This is a genomic window from Pseudomonas sp. PSPC2-3 (assembly GCF_049898265.1).
GTDB classification, from domain to species: Bacteria; Pseudomonadota; Gammaproteobacteria; order Pseudomonadales; family Pseudomonadaceae; genus Aquipseudomonas; species Aquipseudomonas veronii.
Genome location: NZ_JAFCXJ010000007.1, coordinates 379,183 through 394,167, shown reverse-complemented (window position 1 = coordinate 394,167; position 14,985 = coordinate 379,183). Strand labels below are relative to the sequence as shown.

Here is a 14,985-nt window from a genome sequence, read left to right as displayed (position 1 = left end):
ACGGAATAACGCTCTGTGACATTGGAACAGAATTACACCGCGATCCTCGGCCAACTCGGCGAGGACGTTACCCGCGAGGGCCTGCTCGACACGCCAAAGCGTGCCGCCAAGGCGATGCAGTACCTTTGCCGCGGCTATGAACAGACACTGGAAGAAGTCACCAACGGTGCCTTGTTCAGCTCCGACAACAGCGAAATGGTGCTGGTCAAGGACATCGAGTTGTACTCGTTGTGCGAACACCACCTGCTGCCGTTTATCGGCAAGGCCCACGTCGCGTATATCCCGAGCGGCAAAGTGCTGGGCCTGTCGAAGGTCGCGCGGATTGTCGACATGTATGCGCGCCGCCTGCAGATCCAGGAAAACCTCAGCCGCCAGATCGCCGATGCCGTGATGCAAGTGACCGGCGCCCTGGGCGTGGCCGTGGTAATCGAAGCCAAGCACATGTGCATGATGATGCGCGGTGTGGAGAAACAGAATTCGTCGATGATCACCTCGGTGATGCTGGGTGAGTTCCGCGAAAACGCGGCGACCCGCAGCGAATTCCTCAGCCTGATCAAATAACCGGTCGGGTAGGAAAAAGCCGGCGTTCATCGCCGGTTTTTTTTCGCCCCCACAAATCAAGTAAGATGCGGCCCTCTGTTCTGGGCAAGAGGTTTCAGCCATGTTCGTCAAAGCACTTCGAGTGGGCCTCGGCCACGTCATCATCGCGGGCGACTACATTACCCGTCCACGCAAAAAGCAGCGCCCCGCCGAGCAGCAAGCGCAGGTCAACGCGGCCGCCAAGGAACTGACCCTGTATCAGTTCCATGCCTGCCCGTTCTGCGTGAAGACCCGTCGCACCCTGCATCGCCTGAATGTGCCGGTAGCATTGAAGGATGCGAAGAACAACGAACAGGATCGCCAGACCCTGCTGGAGCAAGGCGGCAAGATCAAAGTGCCGTGCCTGCGCATCGAAGAGAATGGCCAGACCACCTGGATGTATGACTCCAAGGTGATCATCGATTATCTGGACAAGCGCTTCGCCGCCGCCTGACAAACGCCCTCTCCTCTGTAGGAGCGAGCTTGCTCGCGAAAAACCTGAGGACGCCGCTGGGTGTCAGGTTCCCCTCGTTATCGTTGACGATTTTCGCGAGCTGGCTCGCGCCTACAGAGCGGGGATTTCCATGTCCAGTAATGCGGAGCCCAGGCACTTGCCATGGGCGTCCAGCGCCAGCGAACGGGTCACGCCGCCGCGCAAGATCCCCGGCAACACGAAGTTCAGCGCCTGCACGTTGGGCAATTCATAGCGTCGCACCGGCGCCGCCCCCGGCTCCAACAGCCCGGCGAAGAACGCCGTCACGCGCGCGGCAGTGAGCTGTTCGCAGAGCAGCGGATAATCCTCAGGGCGATAGGCAATGATCGAAATGTTCGAGGTGTCGCCCTTATCCCCGGTGCGGGAATGGGCCAGGGTATGCAGCTTCATGCTTCGATCCTCGGGTTGACGGCGTCACGCGGCAACAACAACGAGGCCACCGCCACCACCTGGCGCACGCTCTTGCTGGCACCGCCGCCGCCGGACGGGCCGTTGGTGTAGAGGGTTTCCACTTCATTGCCGACCCGCACCGCTTCGCTGCGTTCCTCACAGCGCGCAGCGACGCGCAGGCGCACTTCCCACGGTTCGACGCGGCTGCGCGGGCCGTGCAGCGAGTCCATGCCGATCAACTCGGCGCGCACGTCCTGCATCTTCACCCCCATCAGTTCCAGGCGCTTGAGCACCACCTCTCGCGCCAGTTCGGCGCGTGCGACGGCTCCCGGCCCGCCGTAGGACATCTGCCCCTCGCCGATCCAACCGTCCAGGTAACCCACGCTGACTTTCAACCGGTCCGGCCGCGCCCGTCCCGCAGCACCCTGGGCGCGTACCCGGTCGACGCTTTCCTCGACAAAACTCACCTGGGAAAAGTCGGCCGTCACATCCGGCGTCAGATAGGCCGCCGGGTCGTGTACTTCGTAGATCAATTGTTCAGTACACGTAGCGCGGCTGACGCGCCCGCCGGACCCGCTCACTTTGGTGATCACGGCGTTGCCCTCGGCATCGATCTCGGCCAGGGGGAAGCCGAGGCGGGCCAGGTCGTCTACGTCCTTGAACCCGGGATCGGCGAAATAGCCGCCACTGACCTGCCCCGCGCATTCGAGCAAATGCCCGACCAGCGTGCCGCGCCCCAGGCGCAACCAATCGTCAGCCGCCCAGCCGAACGCAAACATCTGCGGCGCCAGAAATAGCGACGGGTCGGCCACGCGCCCGGTGATCACCACATCGGCCTCGGCGCGCAACGCCTGCAGAATGCCGTCGACGCCCAGGTAGGCGTTCGCGGAAATCAGCCGCGCACTCAGCGAGCCAAGGGTCTGGCCGTTATCCAACACCTGCTCGGGGCGCAACACGTCGAGCACATCATCGCCCACCACCGCCACGACCTTGAGGCTCAGGCCCAGCTCATTGGCAATGCGCCGCACTTCAACGGCCGCCGACACCGGGTTGGCCGCGCCCATATTGGTGATCACGCGCAAGCGCCGGCGACCTGCCTGCTCACCGACAAAGGGCAGCACCCGGCGCATGCGCTCACTCAGCAACGGGTCATACCCACCCTGCGGATCGCTGATGCGTGCCTGTTGCGCCAAGGCGATGGTGCGTTCGGCCAGGCATTCGAAGACCAGGTAATCGAGGTCGCCCTGTTCGGCCAGTTCCACGGCAGGTTCGATGCGGTCGCCGGAATAGCCGGCGCCGGAACCGATGCGCAAGGTTTTCATCTCAAAATACTCCCAGGAGCAACGCGGTCAGGGTCATCAACACCGACGCGGCGAACAGAAACGGAATGGTGAAGCGCTGGTGATCGGCCAGCTCGATCTTGCACAGCCCTACCAACAGGAAGGTCGCGGGGGTCAGCGGGCTGACCGGGAAACCGGTGGTGTGTACGCCCAGCAGCGACGCCTGGGCCACTTGCAGCGGGTCGACGCCCAGGGCCTTGCCGACTTCGGCGATCACCGGCATCACCCCGAAATAGTAGGAATCGGGGTCGAACAACATGCTCAGCGGCATGGAAATAAAGCCCACCACTGCTGGGATCAACTTGCCGTGGCCGGCCGGAATCTGCGCCACCGCCACTTCGGCAATCGCCTTGAGCATGCCGGTGCCTTGCATGATGCCGGTGAACACGCCGGCGGCGAGCAGGATACTGGCCATGGTCAGGGCGGTCTTGGCATGGGCGTCGATGCGTGCGCGCTGGGCGTCGACATTTGGGTAGTTGATGCACAGCGCGACCACGGTGCCGAGCATGAACATCACCACCGGGTCGACCCAGCCGGCGATCATCACCACCATCACCAGCACGGTGAGCATCAGGTTGACCCAGAACAGCCGCGGGCGTCGCAGCTTGATGTCGTCGTCGCTGAGCACCCGTTGCGGCACGGCATCCACCGTCGAACCGGCGCCCAGGCCAAGGCGTTTTTCTTCACGATGGCCGAGCCACCAGGCGCAGGCGAAGACAAAGATCAGGCCGACGATCTGCACCGGGATCAGCGGCTGGAACAGATCCGCCACCGGCACATGCAACGCCGCCGACGAGCGCAGCACCGGGCCGGTCCACGGCAGGAAGTTGACCCCGGCAGCCATCGCGCAGACGCAGGCGAGGATGCGTTTGTCGATGCCCAGCCGCGTATACAGCGGCAGCATCGCCGGCACCGTCACCAGAAACGTCACCGCGCCGGAACCGTCCAGGTGGACCAGCAAGGCGAGGGTCGCGGTGCCAACGACAATTCGTGTAGGACGCGTCCCTACCGTGCGCAGGATGCGATCAATGATCGGGTCAAGCATGCCGGCATCGGTCATGATCCCGAAAAACAGAATCGCGAACACAAACATGCCCACCACCGGGGCAACGTTCTTGATCCCGGTAATGATGAAGGCACTGGTTTGCAGGCCGAACCCGCCGAGCAGCGCAGCGATGATCGGCAAGGCGATCAGCGCCACCAGGGGCGAGAGGCGTTTGCTCATGACGGCAGCGAGCAAGCAAAGGATGGTAATGACACCCAGGGTAGCGAGCATGGGTTACTCCAGAGCGGCCTTGGTGGCCGGTTATTGTTTTCCCTGGAGTATTGGAAACGCGTTAGTCTTTGTAAATTGGAATATTCACTCGCTAGTGTTCGGAAAAACAAAATGAAGAACTCTATCCAACACATCCAAGCCTTCCTCGCTGTCGCGCGCACCGGCAGCTTTACCAAGGCAGCCAACGAACTGCACCTGTCGCCGTCCGCGCTCACCGTGCAGGTTCAGCAACTCGAGGACTGGCTCGGCGTCGCCCTGCTCGACCGCAGCCCGCGGCATGTCAGCATCACGGCCGCCGGCCAGGAAGCGCGCGGGCCGATGGAAAAGCTGCTGCTGGACCTGGACAACATCGTCACCGGCTCCCGCGACCTCGCGGCGTTACGTCGTGGCGTGGTGACCATCGCCGCCCTGCCCTCGGTGTGCGCCGGCGCCCTGCCGCCCGCGCTGCGCCTGTTTCGCGAACGCTTCGGCGGGATCGAAGTGCGCCTGCATGACCTGGTGGCCCATCGCATTCATGTCCAGGTGCGCTCGGGCGAGGTGGACTTCGGCATCGGCGTGCGCGCACGGCTGAACCACGGGCTGGCGTTCGTGCCGGTATTGAATGATCGGCTGTGCGCGTTCGTACCGCTGGATCATCCCCTCGCCCGCTATCCGGCGCTGACCCTGAGGCAACTGGCGGATCAGCCGATCATCCTGACCGGGCGCGACAGCAGTGTGCGCGAACACGTCGAGGCGTTATTTGACGAGACACGCCTGACGATGAACGCGGGCATGGAGGCCAACTACATGTCGACGGTGTTGGCGCTGGTGCGTCAGGGCTTGGGGATCAGTGTGCTGCCGGAGTCGGCGGCGGACAGCCTGGAGGGGTTGAAGCGCATCAGCATCGATCATCCCGGCGTGAACCGCGAGATCGGGTTGATCAGTCGCAGCGCGATGGCGCTGAGCCCGGCGGCGCAGCGCTGTTTCGACTTGCTGCATGACAAATTATCCGACACACCACTGAGCTAAATGTGGGAGGGGCTTGCCCGCTCCCACAGTTGACCGAGTGAGTCAGTCGAGCATCGCCACATGTCTGGGATGGCTGGCCACACGCTTCAGCCATGCCTGCAGCGCCGGGTAAGGCGTCAAGTCAAAACCGCCCTCATGCGCCACGTGGGTGTAGGCATACAGCGCAATATCCGCAATCGAATACTGCTCGCCCACCAGGTACGGCGTGCTTTGCAGTTGGCGCTCCATGACCTTCAACGCCTTGTAACCGCCCTTGTGGGTGGTTTTGTATTCGTCGAGGCGATCCTCTGGCATCCCCAAGTACAGTTGGATAAAGCGCGCCACCGCAATGTACGGCTCATGGCTGTACTGCTCGAAGAACTGCCACTGCAACACTTGGGTACGCAAGCGCGGTTCGGTCGGCAGAAACTCGCTGCCATCGGCGAGGAAATTGAGGATCGCATTGGATTCCCACAGGCAGGTGCCGTCTTCGAGCTCCAGCACCGGGATCTTGCCGTTGGGGTTCTTGGCCAGGAATTCGGCGGTCTGGGTGTCGCCCTTGAGGATGTCGACATCCACCCATTGATACGGGATGCCCAACAGGTTGAGCATCAATTTGACCTTGTAGCAGTTGCCCGACTTGTAATCGCCATAAACCTTGTACATGGGGCTCCCCTTATGCCGCTCGCGCGTGCTGTGCTTGACGGACCACTGCGGCCAGGCGCTTGAGACCTTCGTCCAGACGGGACGGGTCGATATGGCTGAAATTGAGCCGCAGTGAGCCAAGGTGCTGGTCCGGCTCGGAAAAGAACGGTTCACCGGGCATGAACGCGACGTTCTGATCGAGCGCAGGTGCCAACAAGGTGCGGGTGTCGAGCGGCTGTTTCAAGGTCAACCAGAAGAATAATCCGCCCTGGGGCACTTGCCAGTCGGCCAATTCGCCGAAATGCCGCTCGAGTGCCGCCTGAAAAGCATCCCGGCGCGCGCGATAGAAACCGCGCAGCTCGACCAGATGCTGTTGATATTTCTCGCTGCCGAGCCACTGCATCGCCTGCCACTGGCCGACGCGGTTGGTGTGCAGGTCGGCCGACTGCTTGAGCTTGAGCAAGTGCGGGAACAGGTCGGGGCTGGCGATCAGGTAACCGACGCGCAGGCCGGGCAACAAGGTTTTCGACACGGTGCCGGTGTAGATCCAACTGGCCTTTTTCAGGCGGCCGGCGATGGGCTGCGCACTGCCGCCGTCGAAGGTCAGTTCGCGGTACGGTTCGTCTTCGATCAGGGTCACGTCGAATTCATCGAGCAGCGCCGCGACGGCTTCGCGCTTGGCCTCGCTGTAACGCACGGCCGACGGGTTCTGGAACGTCGGGATCAGGTAGATGAACGCCGGGCGGTAGCGTTCGAGACGTGAGCGCAACGCGGCCAGGTCCGGGCCGTCGGCTTCCAGTTGTACGGTGAGGCACTCGGCGCCGAACAGTTGGAAAATCTGCAAGGCCGCCAGGTAGGTCGGGCCTTCCAGGAGGATGTTCGTGCCCTTGTCGATATACAGCTTGGCCGCCAGATCCAGGGTCTGCTGGGAACCGCTGACCACCAGCACCTGGCTGGCCTGGCACGGCACACCCAATGCACGCGCCTCGGCGGCGAGCAATTCACGCAGCTGCGGCTCGCCTTCGCTCATGCCGTATTGGCCGATGTTCACCGGCATGTCGTCCCAGTTCAACGCGGGCAACATCGCTTCGGCCGGCAGCCCACCGGCGAACGACATCATTTCCGGGCGCTGGGCCGCCGCGAGGATTTCACGGATCAAGGAGCTTTTGAGGCGCGTAACACGTTCTGAGAAGGCCATAGGGTCACCGGTAGCAAAGCCTGTGGGAAATACGTCAAACTGGTTGACCGAAATTACGACGACTTGTGTGGATACGTCAATATGCTTGACCTTAAAAACCAGACCAGCCAGCAAACCGCCATGGAAGCGTTCTTCTTCGGCTACCAGGCGTTCACCGCCAAGGCCGACGAAATGCTGGAGCGCCGTGGCCTGAGCCGGGTGCATCAGCGCATCGTATTTTTTATCGCGCGCTACCCCGGCCTGAGCGTGAAGGAACTGCTGGAATTGCTCGGCGTGAGCAAGCAGGCGCTGAACATGCCGCTGCGCCAATTACAGGAAATGCACCTGGTGCAGAGCATCGCGTCGGAGACCGACAAGCGCAAACGCCTGCTGGAATTGAGCGCCGAAGGCCTGCGTTTCGAGCAGTCCTTGCGCCGCGAACAGGTGAAGTTGTTGCAGCGCGCCTTCAATGAAGCGGGGGAAGCCGCGGTGAACGGCTGGCTGGCGGTCAATCAGGCGTTGAGTGCGGTGAATTAGCCTTTCATCTTTTTTTGCGCAGACAATCGAAAACATTATTTGCTTTTTTTGTATACAAAAGCATAATTCGCTTCGTGCGAGTTCCTGACCTATCAGTCAACAAACCCGCCAGTACCTCACAGCGCCTGCGCGCTGACCATAACAATAAAATGCTTGAGGAGTACTTGCTGTGGATAGCCGCAAATCCGAAGCCCCGCTGGACCTCGCCGCGCCGAACCTCTCCGCCGCCGACAGCGGCTGGCTCGAACGCCTGTTCAAACTGCGCGTGCATGGCACCACAGTGAAGACCGAGTTGATCGCCGGCCTCACGACGTTTATCACCATGGCCTACATCATCTTCGTCAACCCGAACATCATGGCCGATGCCGGTATCGATCACGGCGCCGCCTTTGTCGCCACGTGCATCGCTGCCGCGCTGGGGTGCCTGTTGATGGGCCTGTATGCCAACTGGCCGGTGGGCCTGGCGCCGGGCATGGGCTTGAACGCGTTCTTCACCTACACCGTGGTCGGGACCATGGGCTACACCTGGGAGACGGCCCTCGGCGCGGTGTTTATCTCCGGCGTGTTGTTCATGGTGCTGACGCTGTCGCGCATCCGCGAATGGCTGCTCAACAGCATTCCGGTGAGCCTGCGCCATGCGATGGGCGCCGGTGTCGGCTTGTTCCTCGGGGTGATCGGCCTGAAAACCGCCGGCATCATCGTCGACAGCCCGGCCACCCTGATCAAGCTCGGTTCGCTACACGAGCCGGCACCGTTGCTGGCGGCCATCTGCTTTCTACTGATTGCCATCCTCAGCTACCACCGGGTGTTCGGCGCGATCCTCATCAGCATCATCGCCGTGACCCTCGCCGGCTGGGGCCTCGGGCTGGTGCACTACAACGGCATCCTCGCCACCCCGCCGAGCCTGGCACCGACCTGGTTAGCCATGGACGTGATGGGTGTATTCAATGTGAGCATGATCAGCGTGGTGTTCGCCTTTCTGTTTGTACACATGTTCGACACCGCCGGCACCCTGATGGGCGTCGCGCAACGGGCCGGGCTGGTCAACCCCGACGGCAAGATCCACAACCTGTCCCGTGCGTTGAAGGCCGACAGCGCCTCCAGCGTGTTCGGCGCCATGGTCGGCGTGCCGCCGGTGACCAGCTACGTGGAAAGTGCCGCCGGTGTCGCCGCCGGCGGCCGTACCGGGCTGACCGCCGTGACCGTGGGCGTGCTGTTTGTGGCGGCGATGTTTTTCGCGCCGCTGGCGGGCATGATTCCTGCTTATGCCACCGCCGGCGCGCTGATTTATGTGGCGATGCTGATGATGGCGAGCATGGCCCATATCAATTGGGACGACGCTACCGACAGCATTCCGGCGATCGTCACCGCGATCATGATGCCGCTGACCTTCTCGGTCGCCGACGGGATCGCCCTGGGCTTTATCACTTACGTGGCGCTCAAGGCCGGCAGCGGCAAGTACCGCGAAATTTCCGTCAGCCTGTGGGTGCTGTGCGCGATCTTTATCGCGAAATTCATCTTCCTCTAGGTCGGCAACCCCCGAAGAAACCGCCTCACCTTTGGGTGAGGCTTTTGCATGAAAGGAGCACTGTGAATGAACCTGGAAACCTGGCTGCTGTTCAGCGGCGCCGCGCTGGTGGTGATCCTGATCCCCGGTCCCCTGTCGTTGCTGATGATCAGCAACAGCTTGAACTACGGCCTGCGCCGTTCGTACCCGGCGTTCCTCGGCGGCGTGTTCGCCTCGATCTGCCTGTTGAGTGCCTCGGCACTCGGCCTGGGTGCGCTGTTGCTCGCGTCGGAACAATTGTTCAGCGTCTTGAAGATAGTCGGCGCGCTCTACCTGTTTTACCTCGCCTGGCAGAGCTGGCAGCAATCGCGCCAACCGGCCCACGGCGCGGTGGTGCCCCTGGCCGTCGCCACGCCGCGTTTTCGCGCCTTGTTTGGCCGTGCGTTTGTGCTGGGCGCCAGCAACCCCAAGGACATCCTGTTCTTCGCCGCCTTCCTGCCGCAGTTCCTCAGCAGCCAACAGCCGTTTCTGCCGCAACTGCTGGTGATGATCGCCACCTGGACCGTGCTCGACCTGTTGTGCAAGCTCGCCTACGGCCTTGGCGCCCACGGCGCGGCACGCTATCTGCGCAGCGGCAACGGCCAGAGCTGGTTCAACCGCACCAGTGCCGGGCTGTTCGGGGCGGCTGGCGCGGTCTCGCTGCTCAACGTCAGAGCGGGGTCACTTTGACAAAATACACGCTGGGGCGGACCGACCCCGTCGACTGCCACTGAATGCCGGCGGCGATCCGAACCAGACGGTTTTCCCGCAGCGCACTCTTGACCGCAGCCAACGCCAGCGAGGTCGGGTGTCTGATGATCGCGGCATTGAACCAATGGTCTGTCAGGCGGTTTTCCAACGGTACAGAGCCGCGCCCAAGCCAATGCAACGACACGTAGTACAGTTTGTTTGAACCGCAGCGCGAATGTGTCACGAGCAATTCATGGCTGGGCTTTTTGCCGCGCATGACCTGCAGTTCCTGCACGTCGAAGCCCTGCTGTTCGAGCACGCGCTTGACGGCTGCGCGCTGTGCAATCTCCCGCTGCGGCGCACGCGCGCGGCCGCCGGTGCGCAGGGTCGGGTCCAGGCCGGCGACGTTGAAGTCGACGCGAGTGAAGCCCGGTGCCTTGCCGTCGAAGCCGATATAGATCGATCGGCCGCTGCTTTCGGTGGGCCGCAGCATTCTCAGCAAATCATCGGTCTGGCCCAGCCGGTTGGCGGTGGGGGTCAACCAATTGTCCAGCGCTGCACGCACATTGAGCAGGTGGCTGGCCGTCGCCGAGCGAGAAGTATCGGCCAGTTCGACCAGCCGGGCGACGGCCATGCTGCGGCTATGAGTAGTAAGGTTCGGGAACGCCGTGGCGACAGACCGTTCCAACGGCGTGTCGAACAACGGCGCATGCAGCCGCCACTCGCCCGCCTGGGTGCGTGATACCGGGATGGGCTGTTCCTCCAGCGCAGTGTCTGTCCAACGCTCAAGGTCCGCCCGGGCCAGTGACACCAGCGGTTCATCCTTGGTAATGAAAGCAAGGCCGCTCCAGGGCGCACTGTCCCCCGGCGCCAGTACCCGGTAATAACCCACCCCCGATGCCGTCGGGCGGTCGTACTGGGCGCCGATATAGATGACATCGTAGGGAAACCCCGGCGGGTCCATATGCACATGAAACGTGCCGAACGCCGAGGAGCCAGGCACTTGGCCCATGGGCACGCGCGCGCGCCAGGCGAACCACTCGGTGTTCGGCGCGGACGAGCGATAAATGCGGCTTTCCGTAGCGGCGCGCACCGTCGGTGGGCGCCAGTCCGGTGGCGGCGTCACGGGTGGACGCCATGGGTTGAGCACCCCGGAACTGGTGCCCGCGACCGGTTGCGGTGCATCCGCGCCGAGTAACCATTCCTTGGACTGGTGGATGTGCAAAATCAGTTCGTCCTGCCCCGGTGCCTGCGGGTTCTTCAGGCGAAACGCCGGTTCGTCTCCACGTCGGTAAAGGGGGTAAGTGTGGGTGTCGTCCGCCACAAAGAGCTCACCGTGTTTCACCTGCACGCCTGCCGTGTCCGGCCCTTTCAGCGCAACGGCGCCCTCAGGCACGCCGTTGATTTTGAAGCGATCCAAGGCCTTGAGCCGAGTCACGGGCGGCGTTGCCACGCGGGAAACCCCGGCATCCGTCGCCATCCGTAAACGATGTAGCCGCCCCAGCACGGCCCTCAGCGCCGGCCGCGCGACACCTGCGCCGACACGTCCGACTTTCCTGGGGCCGGGGACAAAGTTCAGCAACACGTCGATCACCATAAAGGCGCTCATGAAACCCACATCGACCGCGTCCCGGGGGTCGCCGAAACGGTGATAACGCCGTGACACCAGCAGCAGCTCATGGAAGTCATTGAACGTCCCGTACAACGGCGAAAAAAACCCCACCAGCGCCCGTGCGCGGGTATCGCCCTGCTCATTCAGGCGCTGGTTCCGATAGTGCTCCAACGCCTTGCCGGAATGACTGGCCGCTTGAGTACGGCGTTGCAGCTCCTGCACGCTGGCGTGGTAAAGCAATGCCTGGGCGTTGCAATGGGGCACGGCCACAAGCGCGAGCCAATCCTGCGGAGCACTGGCGATCTGTTCAAGGGTCTGGGCTTCGATCTCCTCGAGCACCACCGCAGGTTCCAGGTGCTTGATGCCGAATGAGCGCACGAAGTCGATCCCCCGCCAGATGCCCTTCATCATGAAAAACGCCGGTATGGCTTTCAGCGTTTTGGCGGCCTGGGTGCGCGCATCAACACCCTCCGGTGGCTGGGGGAGCGCCTCGAATGCCCAGCCCGGCGCGACCTGCCGCGCCAGTGTCTTGACGTTATCCGCTAACGCACCGATGCGGTTCAATGCAGCATGGGCCTGTTGCAAGCTGCCGTACTCGGTCAGGACCAGGGCCGGCGGCGCATCGGGCCAGTAAACCACGCACAGGTCGGTACGCGGGTCATGTACCGCGACGATCCCTGCGACATAGCGATCATGCTGCAGGGTGTGGCCGACCAGATGGACCACATACAGTTGCAGCGCGGGCTGACTGCTCGACAGGTCCTGCGGCGTGCGTGCCGCCATCGCCGTCTTGAACAGGCTTTGTGCCGTTGCCGTCAGCCCCCGTTGCACCGCATCGAACAGGTGATATGCAGCGCCCGCTTGCAAGGCGCGATTCAATAACCCAGGGATACGTCCGTTGCTGAGCACACGGTCGGTTTCACGACGGGGATAAAAAACCTGCTGGATCAGGGCATCGTAGCGGCCACCGATGTCCAGCGAAGACACCAGCCCGATCAAGTAAGCCGCATTGAGGCGCTGCTTCCACTCGGGTTGCAGATAACGCGCGTGATCGAATCGCCACTGCGTCCAGGGTGCCAGCGGGTCCAGGTTATGCAGCGCCAGTTGCAGCAGGCTGAAGGAGGTGCGCGTCGCGGTCGGGGTCAGCACGATGCGGCGATCGCCCACGGCGCAGCCACTGGTCCAGCCACAGAAAGCACCGTGGACATCATCGGGCATCTCAATCAACGCTTGGTCGATATCCAACTGCGGAAAAAAACCGTCCTCGCGCAAACGGGCGATCAAGGTGCGCCGGGCAAAGGTGTTCAGATCAGGCAGGCATTGCTCCAGCCGGCTTTTGAAGGCCAACGCGTTGCCCAGGTACAAGCGCAGCAAGCGCTTGAAGTGTTGACGCTGGGCCCGTGGTGCGTGCGCGAGCCAGGCGGGCAGCGTTTTCGCCTCAGACGCCGCCGTGCGCAGCAGCTCAATATTGGCCAGCGCCTGGCTCAGGGCATTATTGGGCGGGATCTTCAACTGCGCTTCCAGATCGACCATCAGCAGCGCGCGGCTCAGGTCGGCATCCGTCACTTCGCTGAACACCCGCGTGATGTCCTCGCTGCTGCGGTGTAAGCGGTCGTAGCTCCCCAGCAGTTTCTTGAGCGCAGCCAGCGCGGGCTTGCCGTTGATTTCAACGTAGCGCACGCCGAGTGTTTGCGCGGCGGCATGGGCGCGCAGGTCGGCGCGTTTATCGTGCTCGACACAGCGCCACAACACCGAGTCGTCTGGGCTGTTCAGGCTCGCCTTGAGGCTGCGGGTCAACGCGTCCAGCCCGGCAAACGCCTTGATCCCACCCTCCACGCCGAAAGCGTAAAGCACCACCGGCAGTTGGCGCGACGAGCGCTCTAGCGCCGCAGCCGTGGTCACCACCCACACGTTATGGAGCGGGTAGAAAGCGTCCGGCGCGCTGCCCACCGCGATCGACAGCACTTGGGCAAGACTGCCCGGGCGGCGGCTGGCCAACGGTTGGTCGACCACCTCGATCATCAGGTCGCGATGCGCCGTACTGATCAGCTTGAGGCGGTGTTGCAACTCCACCTCGCAACGCAGGGCCGCGGTTTGGGCCTGCATAAACAACGACACGCGCCTGAGCGTACCCGCTCCCCCCGGACGTTCAGCCCAAAAAGCCAACTCCAGCAGCCGTTGCCCGGCATCTTGCATCAACGTATTCAACGCTTGGATATGCACGTCAATTTGGCTCATCAGCGACGCAATGACCCGGTACGCCAGGGTATCCGCGCTGGGATCAGCCGGGACCAGCAGCGCGAGCAGCGCATCTTCGTAGCGTGCGACCTGACGCTGTGCCGTGTGCAGGGCCAGGCCGGAGGCCGTGCTGGCGAAGATGATTTCTGCGCCTCGGCGTTGCCGGTCCCACTTGAGTAATTGCGCGCCGATCACGCCAAGCCGAGCGCCGCCGACCCATTGCTGCCTCGCCCCTTCGACCGCGGCCAGAAACGGTGCGGCATCCGGCAGTCGAGGCCGCCCTTCGGAAAACACGTAGCCGTCATTCATCTTCGCCGCACACGCCAACTCGTTGCTCCATTGCCCACTCAGCAAGGCCTCGGCACCCAGCGCCAGCGCATCGGCCATCAGCGGCAGGCCGCGCATAAAGGCGCTCGTCGCAGACAAGGCAGCGGGGCGGTACACGTTATCGCGCCGACTTAACGGCAGGCACTGCCAGAGTGCGTGGAACCGCGACCGGTCCAGCGCCAGCAGGCCGTCCTGCAGGGCGGCGAAGGACGGGTACTCGTAGAAGTTGCGGCCCCCACCCGGCAGGTAAACCACGTGCGGCGCATCGCTGGGGTCGCCCTCGCGATACAGATGCAGTGCCCCTGGGATCGCGACCGCCGATGCCCCCGGCCATAGCAACTGGCCGACGCGCAGCGTAGCCCAAGCCCCGCCCGCACGTCGGCGCTCCTCAGCGCTGGGCGCATCGATCAGGGCCTGAACCATGGCGAATCCCGCACGCGATAGCTCGTCCAGTTGCCACGCCAAAAAGGCCCGGTCCCCAAACAGCTCCGTGTGCAACTCGACCCAGCGTTCCCGGCGTGTGAGCCAGGTGCCCTGCGCCAGGCAGTCCCAGTAGGCGCTCACCGCATGGGCGAGCCGCTCGAACAGCTGCAGCGCGACGACGCGGCGCAGGGCTTCCAGCGGCGTATACGGCAAGTGCCGTTCCGGCGCGTCTTTGACACTCAGGGCGGTGAATTGATTGACGTTGATCACCACCGTCGGCATGACCAGCAACGCCAACGCCCGCTCGGTCAGGCTCTCGACTTTGCGCGGCGCGGCGGGCGGCTTGGGCTCGCTGAACAAGAGGTGGTCCGGGTCCATTTCGAAGGCTTTGTGCAGCTCGGCGCGGATGACCGTCAAGACTTTCGGCGAACGGCCTATCAGCCGCGCCAGTGCGCGTGTCGCGGCGACGCAACGCGCGTCGGCAAGCGCAATTCGATTGATCAGGCGACTGGGGTGCGTGTAGGCGTTAATCCGCCGTATCAGTTGCTCGCGAATCGCCTGCGTTTGTACTTGGGCGGCAAGGTCCGGGTCGTCGGCATTAACGGTGTCGGGTGAAGCACTCGCGTGGTCGGGGGACGAGGTCATGGGGTTTTCTTCTGCATGAGGAAAACACCCAGCCTAGGCAGCGCCGCAGGGCAAAAGGCGCTAGATAGTTGCATGCGCAA

The 14,985-nt window shown here is 63.1% G+C and carries 12 protein-coding genes and 1 pseudogene; 6 read left to right on the top strand and 7 right to left on the bottom strand.

Going from position 1 to position 14,985, the window contains the following annotated elements; translation table 11 throughout:
* The first annotated feature begins 15 nt into the window (after positions 1-15).
* Both folE and ACP7E3_RS18265 read left to right on the top strand, forming a co-directional pair.
* Complete coding sequence (folE, locus tag ACP7E3_RS18270) at positions 16-561, top strand: GTP cyclohydrolase I FolE (RefSeq protein WP_010566419.1); 546 nt, start codon at positions 16-18, stop codon at positions 559-561.
* 100 nt (positions 562-661) lie between these two features.
* The gene (locus tag ACP7E3_RS18265) at positions 662-1,033 is read left to right on the top strand and encodes a glutathione S-transferase N-terminal domain-containing protein (RefSeq protein WP_017845838.1); all 372 of its coding nucleotides are present in this window, start codon (positions 662-664) and stop codon (positions 1,031-1,033) included.
* A 16-nt stretch (positions 1,034-1,049) separates the two neighbouring features.
* On the opposite strand, the pseudogene ACP7E3_RS18260 reads toward ACP7E3_RS18265, so the two are convergent.
* The 4 genes and pseudogenes from ACP7E3_RS18260 to ACP7E3_RS18245 form a co-directional block, all read right to left on the bottom strand.
* Positions 1,050-1,175, bottom strand: a pseudogene (locus ACP7E3_RS18260) (outer membrane lipoprotein carrier protein LolA); the annotation flags it as partial.
* Complete coding sequence (locus ACP7E3_RS18255) at positions 1,145-1,462, bottom strand: AtuA-related protein (protein WP_177029981.1); 318 nt, start codon at positions 1,460-1,462, stop codon at positions 1,145-1,147. The gene ACP7E3_RS18255 and the pseudogene ACP7E3_RS18260, both read right to left, overlap by 31 nt.
* On the bottom strand, positions 1,459-2,784 hold the full coding sequence (locus ACP7E3_RS18250) for an acyclic terpene utilization AtuA family protein (protein ID WP_426123923.1): 1,326 nt from the start codon (positions 2,782-2,784) through the stop codon (positions 1,459-1,461). The genes ACP7E3_RS18255 and ACP7E3_RS18250 overlap by 4 nt, the downstream gene beginning before the upstream one ends.
* Before the next feature lies 1 nt (position 2,785).
* Entirely contained in the window at positions 2,786-4,078 is a 1,293-nt protein-coding gene (locus ACP7E3_RS18245) for a CitMHS family transporter (protein ID WP_057003893.1), read from the bottom strand.
* Between the two features lie 111 nt (positions 4,079-4,189).
* Here ACP7E3_RS18245 and ACP7E3_RS18240 point away from each other — a divergent pair, with 111 nt between their 5' ends.
* Positions 4,190-5,086, top strand: a complete 897-nt coding sequence (locus tag ACP7E3_RS18240) for a LysR family transcriptional regulator (RefSeq protein ID WP_426123921.1) — start codon at positions 4,190-4,192, stop codon at positions 5,084-5,086.
* A gap of 42 nt (positions 5,087-5,128) precedes the next feature.
* On the opposite strand, the gene ACP7E3_RS18235 is transcribed toward ACP7E3_RS18240, so the two are convergent.
* Together ACP7E3_RS18235 and ACP7E3_RS18230 are read right to left on the bottom strand one after the other, a co-directional pair.
* Positions 5,129-5,731 carry a glutathione S-transferase family protein gene (locus ACP7E3_RS18235; protein WP_017845833.1) on the bottom strand — a complete coding sequence of 201 codons (603 nt, stop codon included), beginning with the start codon at positions 5,729-5,731 and terminating at the stop codon, positions 5,129-5,131.
* A 10-nt stretch (positions 5,732-5,741) separates the two neighbouring features.
* A complete protein-coding gene (locus tag ACP7E3_RS18230; RefSeq protein WP_017845832.1) occupies positions 5,742-6,908 on the bottom strand; it encodes a PLP-dependent aminotransferase family protein in 1,167 nt (388 codons plus the stop codon).
* Between the two features lie 81 nt (positions 6,909-6,989).
* Here ACP7E3_RS18230 and ACP7E3_RS18225 point away from each other — a divergent pair, with 81 nt between their 5' ends.
* From ACP7E3_RS18225 to ACP7E3_RS18215, 3 genes are all read left to right on the top strand, one after another.
* Positions 6,990-7,424, top strand: a complete 435-nt coding sequence (locus tag ACP7E3_RS18225; protein WP_079444424.1) for a MarR family winged helix-turn-helix transcriptional regulator — start codon at positions 6,990-6,992, stop codon at positions 7,422-7,424.
* Positions 7,425-7,620: 196 nt separating this feature from the next.
* Positions 7,621-8,952, top strand: coding sequence for an NCS2 family permease (locus ACP7E3_RS18220; protein ID WP_164887040.1), 1,332 nt, complete (start codon positions 7,621-7,623; stop codon positions 8,950-8,952).
* 66 nt (positions 8,953-9,018) lie between these two features.
* Positions 9,019-9,660, top strand: coding sequence for a LysE family translocator (locus ACP7E3_RS18215; protein ID WP_169881302.1), 642 nt, complete (start codon positions 9,019-9,021; stop codon positions 9,658-9,660).
* Here ACP7E3_RS18215 and ACP7E3_RS18210 read toward each other — a convergent pair.
* Positions 9,641-14,905: a dermonecrotic toxin domain-containing protein gene (locus ACP7E3_RS18210; protein WP_426123917.1), complete on the bottom strand. Its 5,265-nt coding sequence runs from the start codon at positions 14,903-14,905 to the stop codon at positions 9,641-9,643. The two genes, ACP7E3_RS18215 and ACP7E3_RS18210, sit on opposite strands and share 20 nt — an antisense overlap.
* Positions 14,906-14,985: the final 80 nt, after the last annotated feature.

What these genes read in the sequence shown, in the direction of transcription:
- ACP7E3_RS18265 (WP_017845838.1), top strand. Translation starts at nt 662, where the DNA reads ATGTTCGTCAAAGCACTTCGAGTGGGCCTCGGCCACGTCATCATCGCG.
- ACP7E3_RS18255 (WP_177029981.1), bottom strand. Translation starts at nt 1,462, where the DNA reads ATGAAGCTGCATACCCTGGCCCATTCCCGCACCGGGGATAAGGGCGAC.
- ACP7E3_RS18250 (WP_426123923.1), bottom strand. Translation starts at nt 2,784, where the DNA reads ATGAAAACCTTGCGCATCGGTTCCGGCGCCGGCTATTCCGGCGACCGC.
- ACP7E3_RS18245 (WP_057003893.1), bottom strand. Translation starts at nt 4,078, where the DNA reads ATGCTCGCTACCCTGGGTGTCATTACCATCCTTTGCTTGCTCGCTGCC.
- ACP7E3_RS18240 (WP_426123921.1), top strand. Translation starts at nt 4,190, where the DNA reads ATGAAGAACTCTATCCAACACATCCAAGCCTTCCTCGCTGTCGCGCGC.
- ACP7E3_RS18235 (WP_017845833.1), bottom strand. Translation starts at nt 5,731, where the DNA reads ATGTACAAGGTTTATGGCGATTACAAGTCGGGCAACTGCTACAAGGTC.
- ACP7E3_RS18230 (WP_017845832.1), bottom strand. Translation starts at nt 6,908, where the DNA reads ATGGCCTTCTCAGAACGTGTTACGCGCCTCAAAAGCTCCTTGATCCGT.
- ACP7E3_RS18225 (WP_079444424.1), top strand. Translation starts at nt 6,990, where the DNA reads ATGCTTGACCTTAAAAACCAGACCAGCCAGCAAACCGCCATGGAAGCG.
- ACP7E3_RS18215 (WP_169881302.1), top strand. Translation starts at nt 9,019, where the DNA reads ATGAACCTGGAAACCTGGCTGCTGTTCAGCGGCGCCGCGCTGGTGGTG.
- ACP7E3_RS18210 (WP_426123917.1), bottom strand. Translation starts at nt 14,905, where the DNA reads ATGACCTCGTCCCCCGACCACGCGAGTGCTTCACCCGACACCGTTAAT.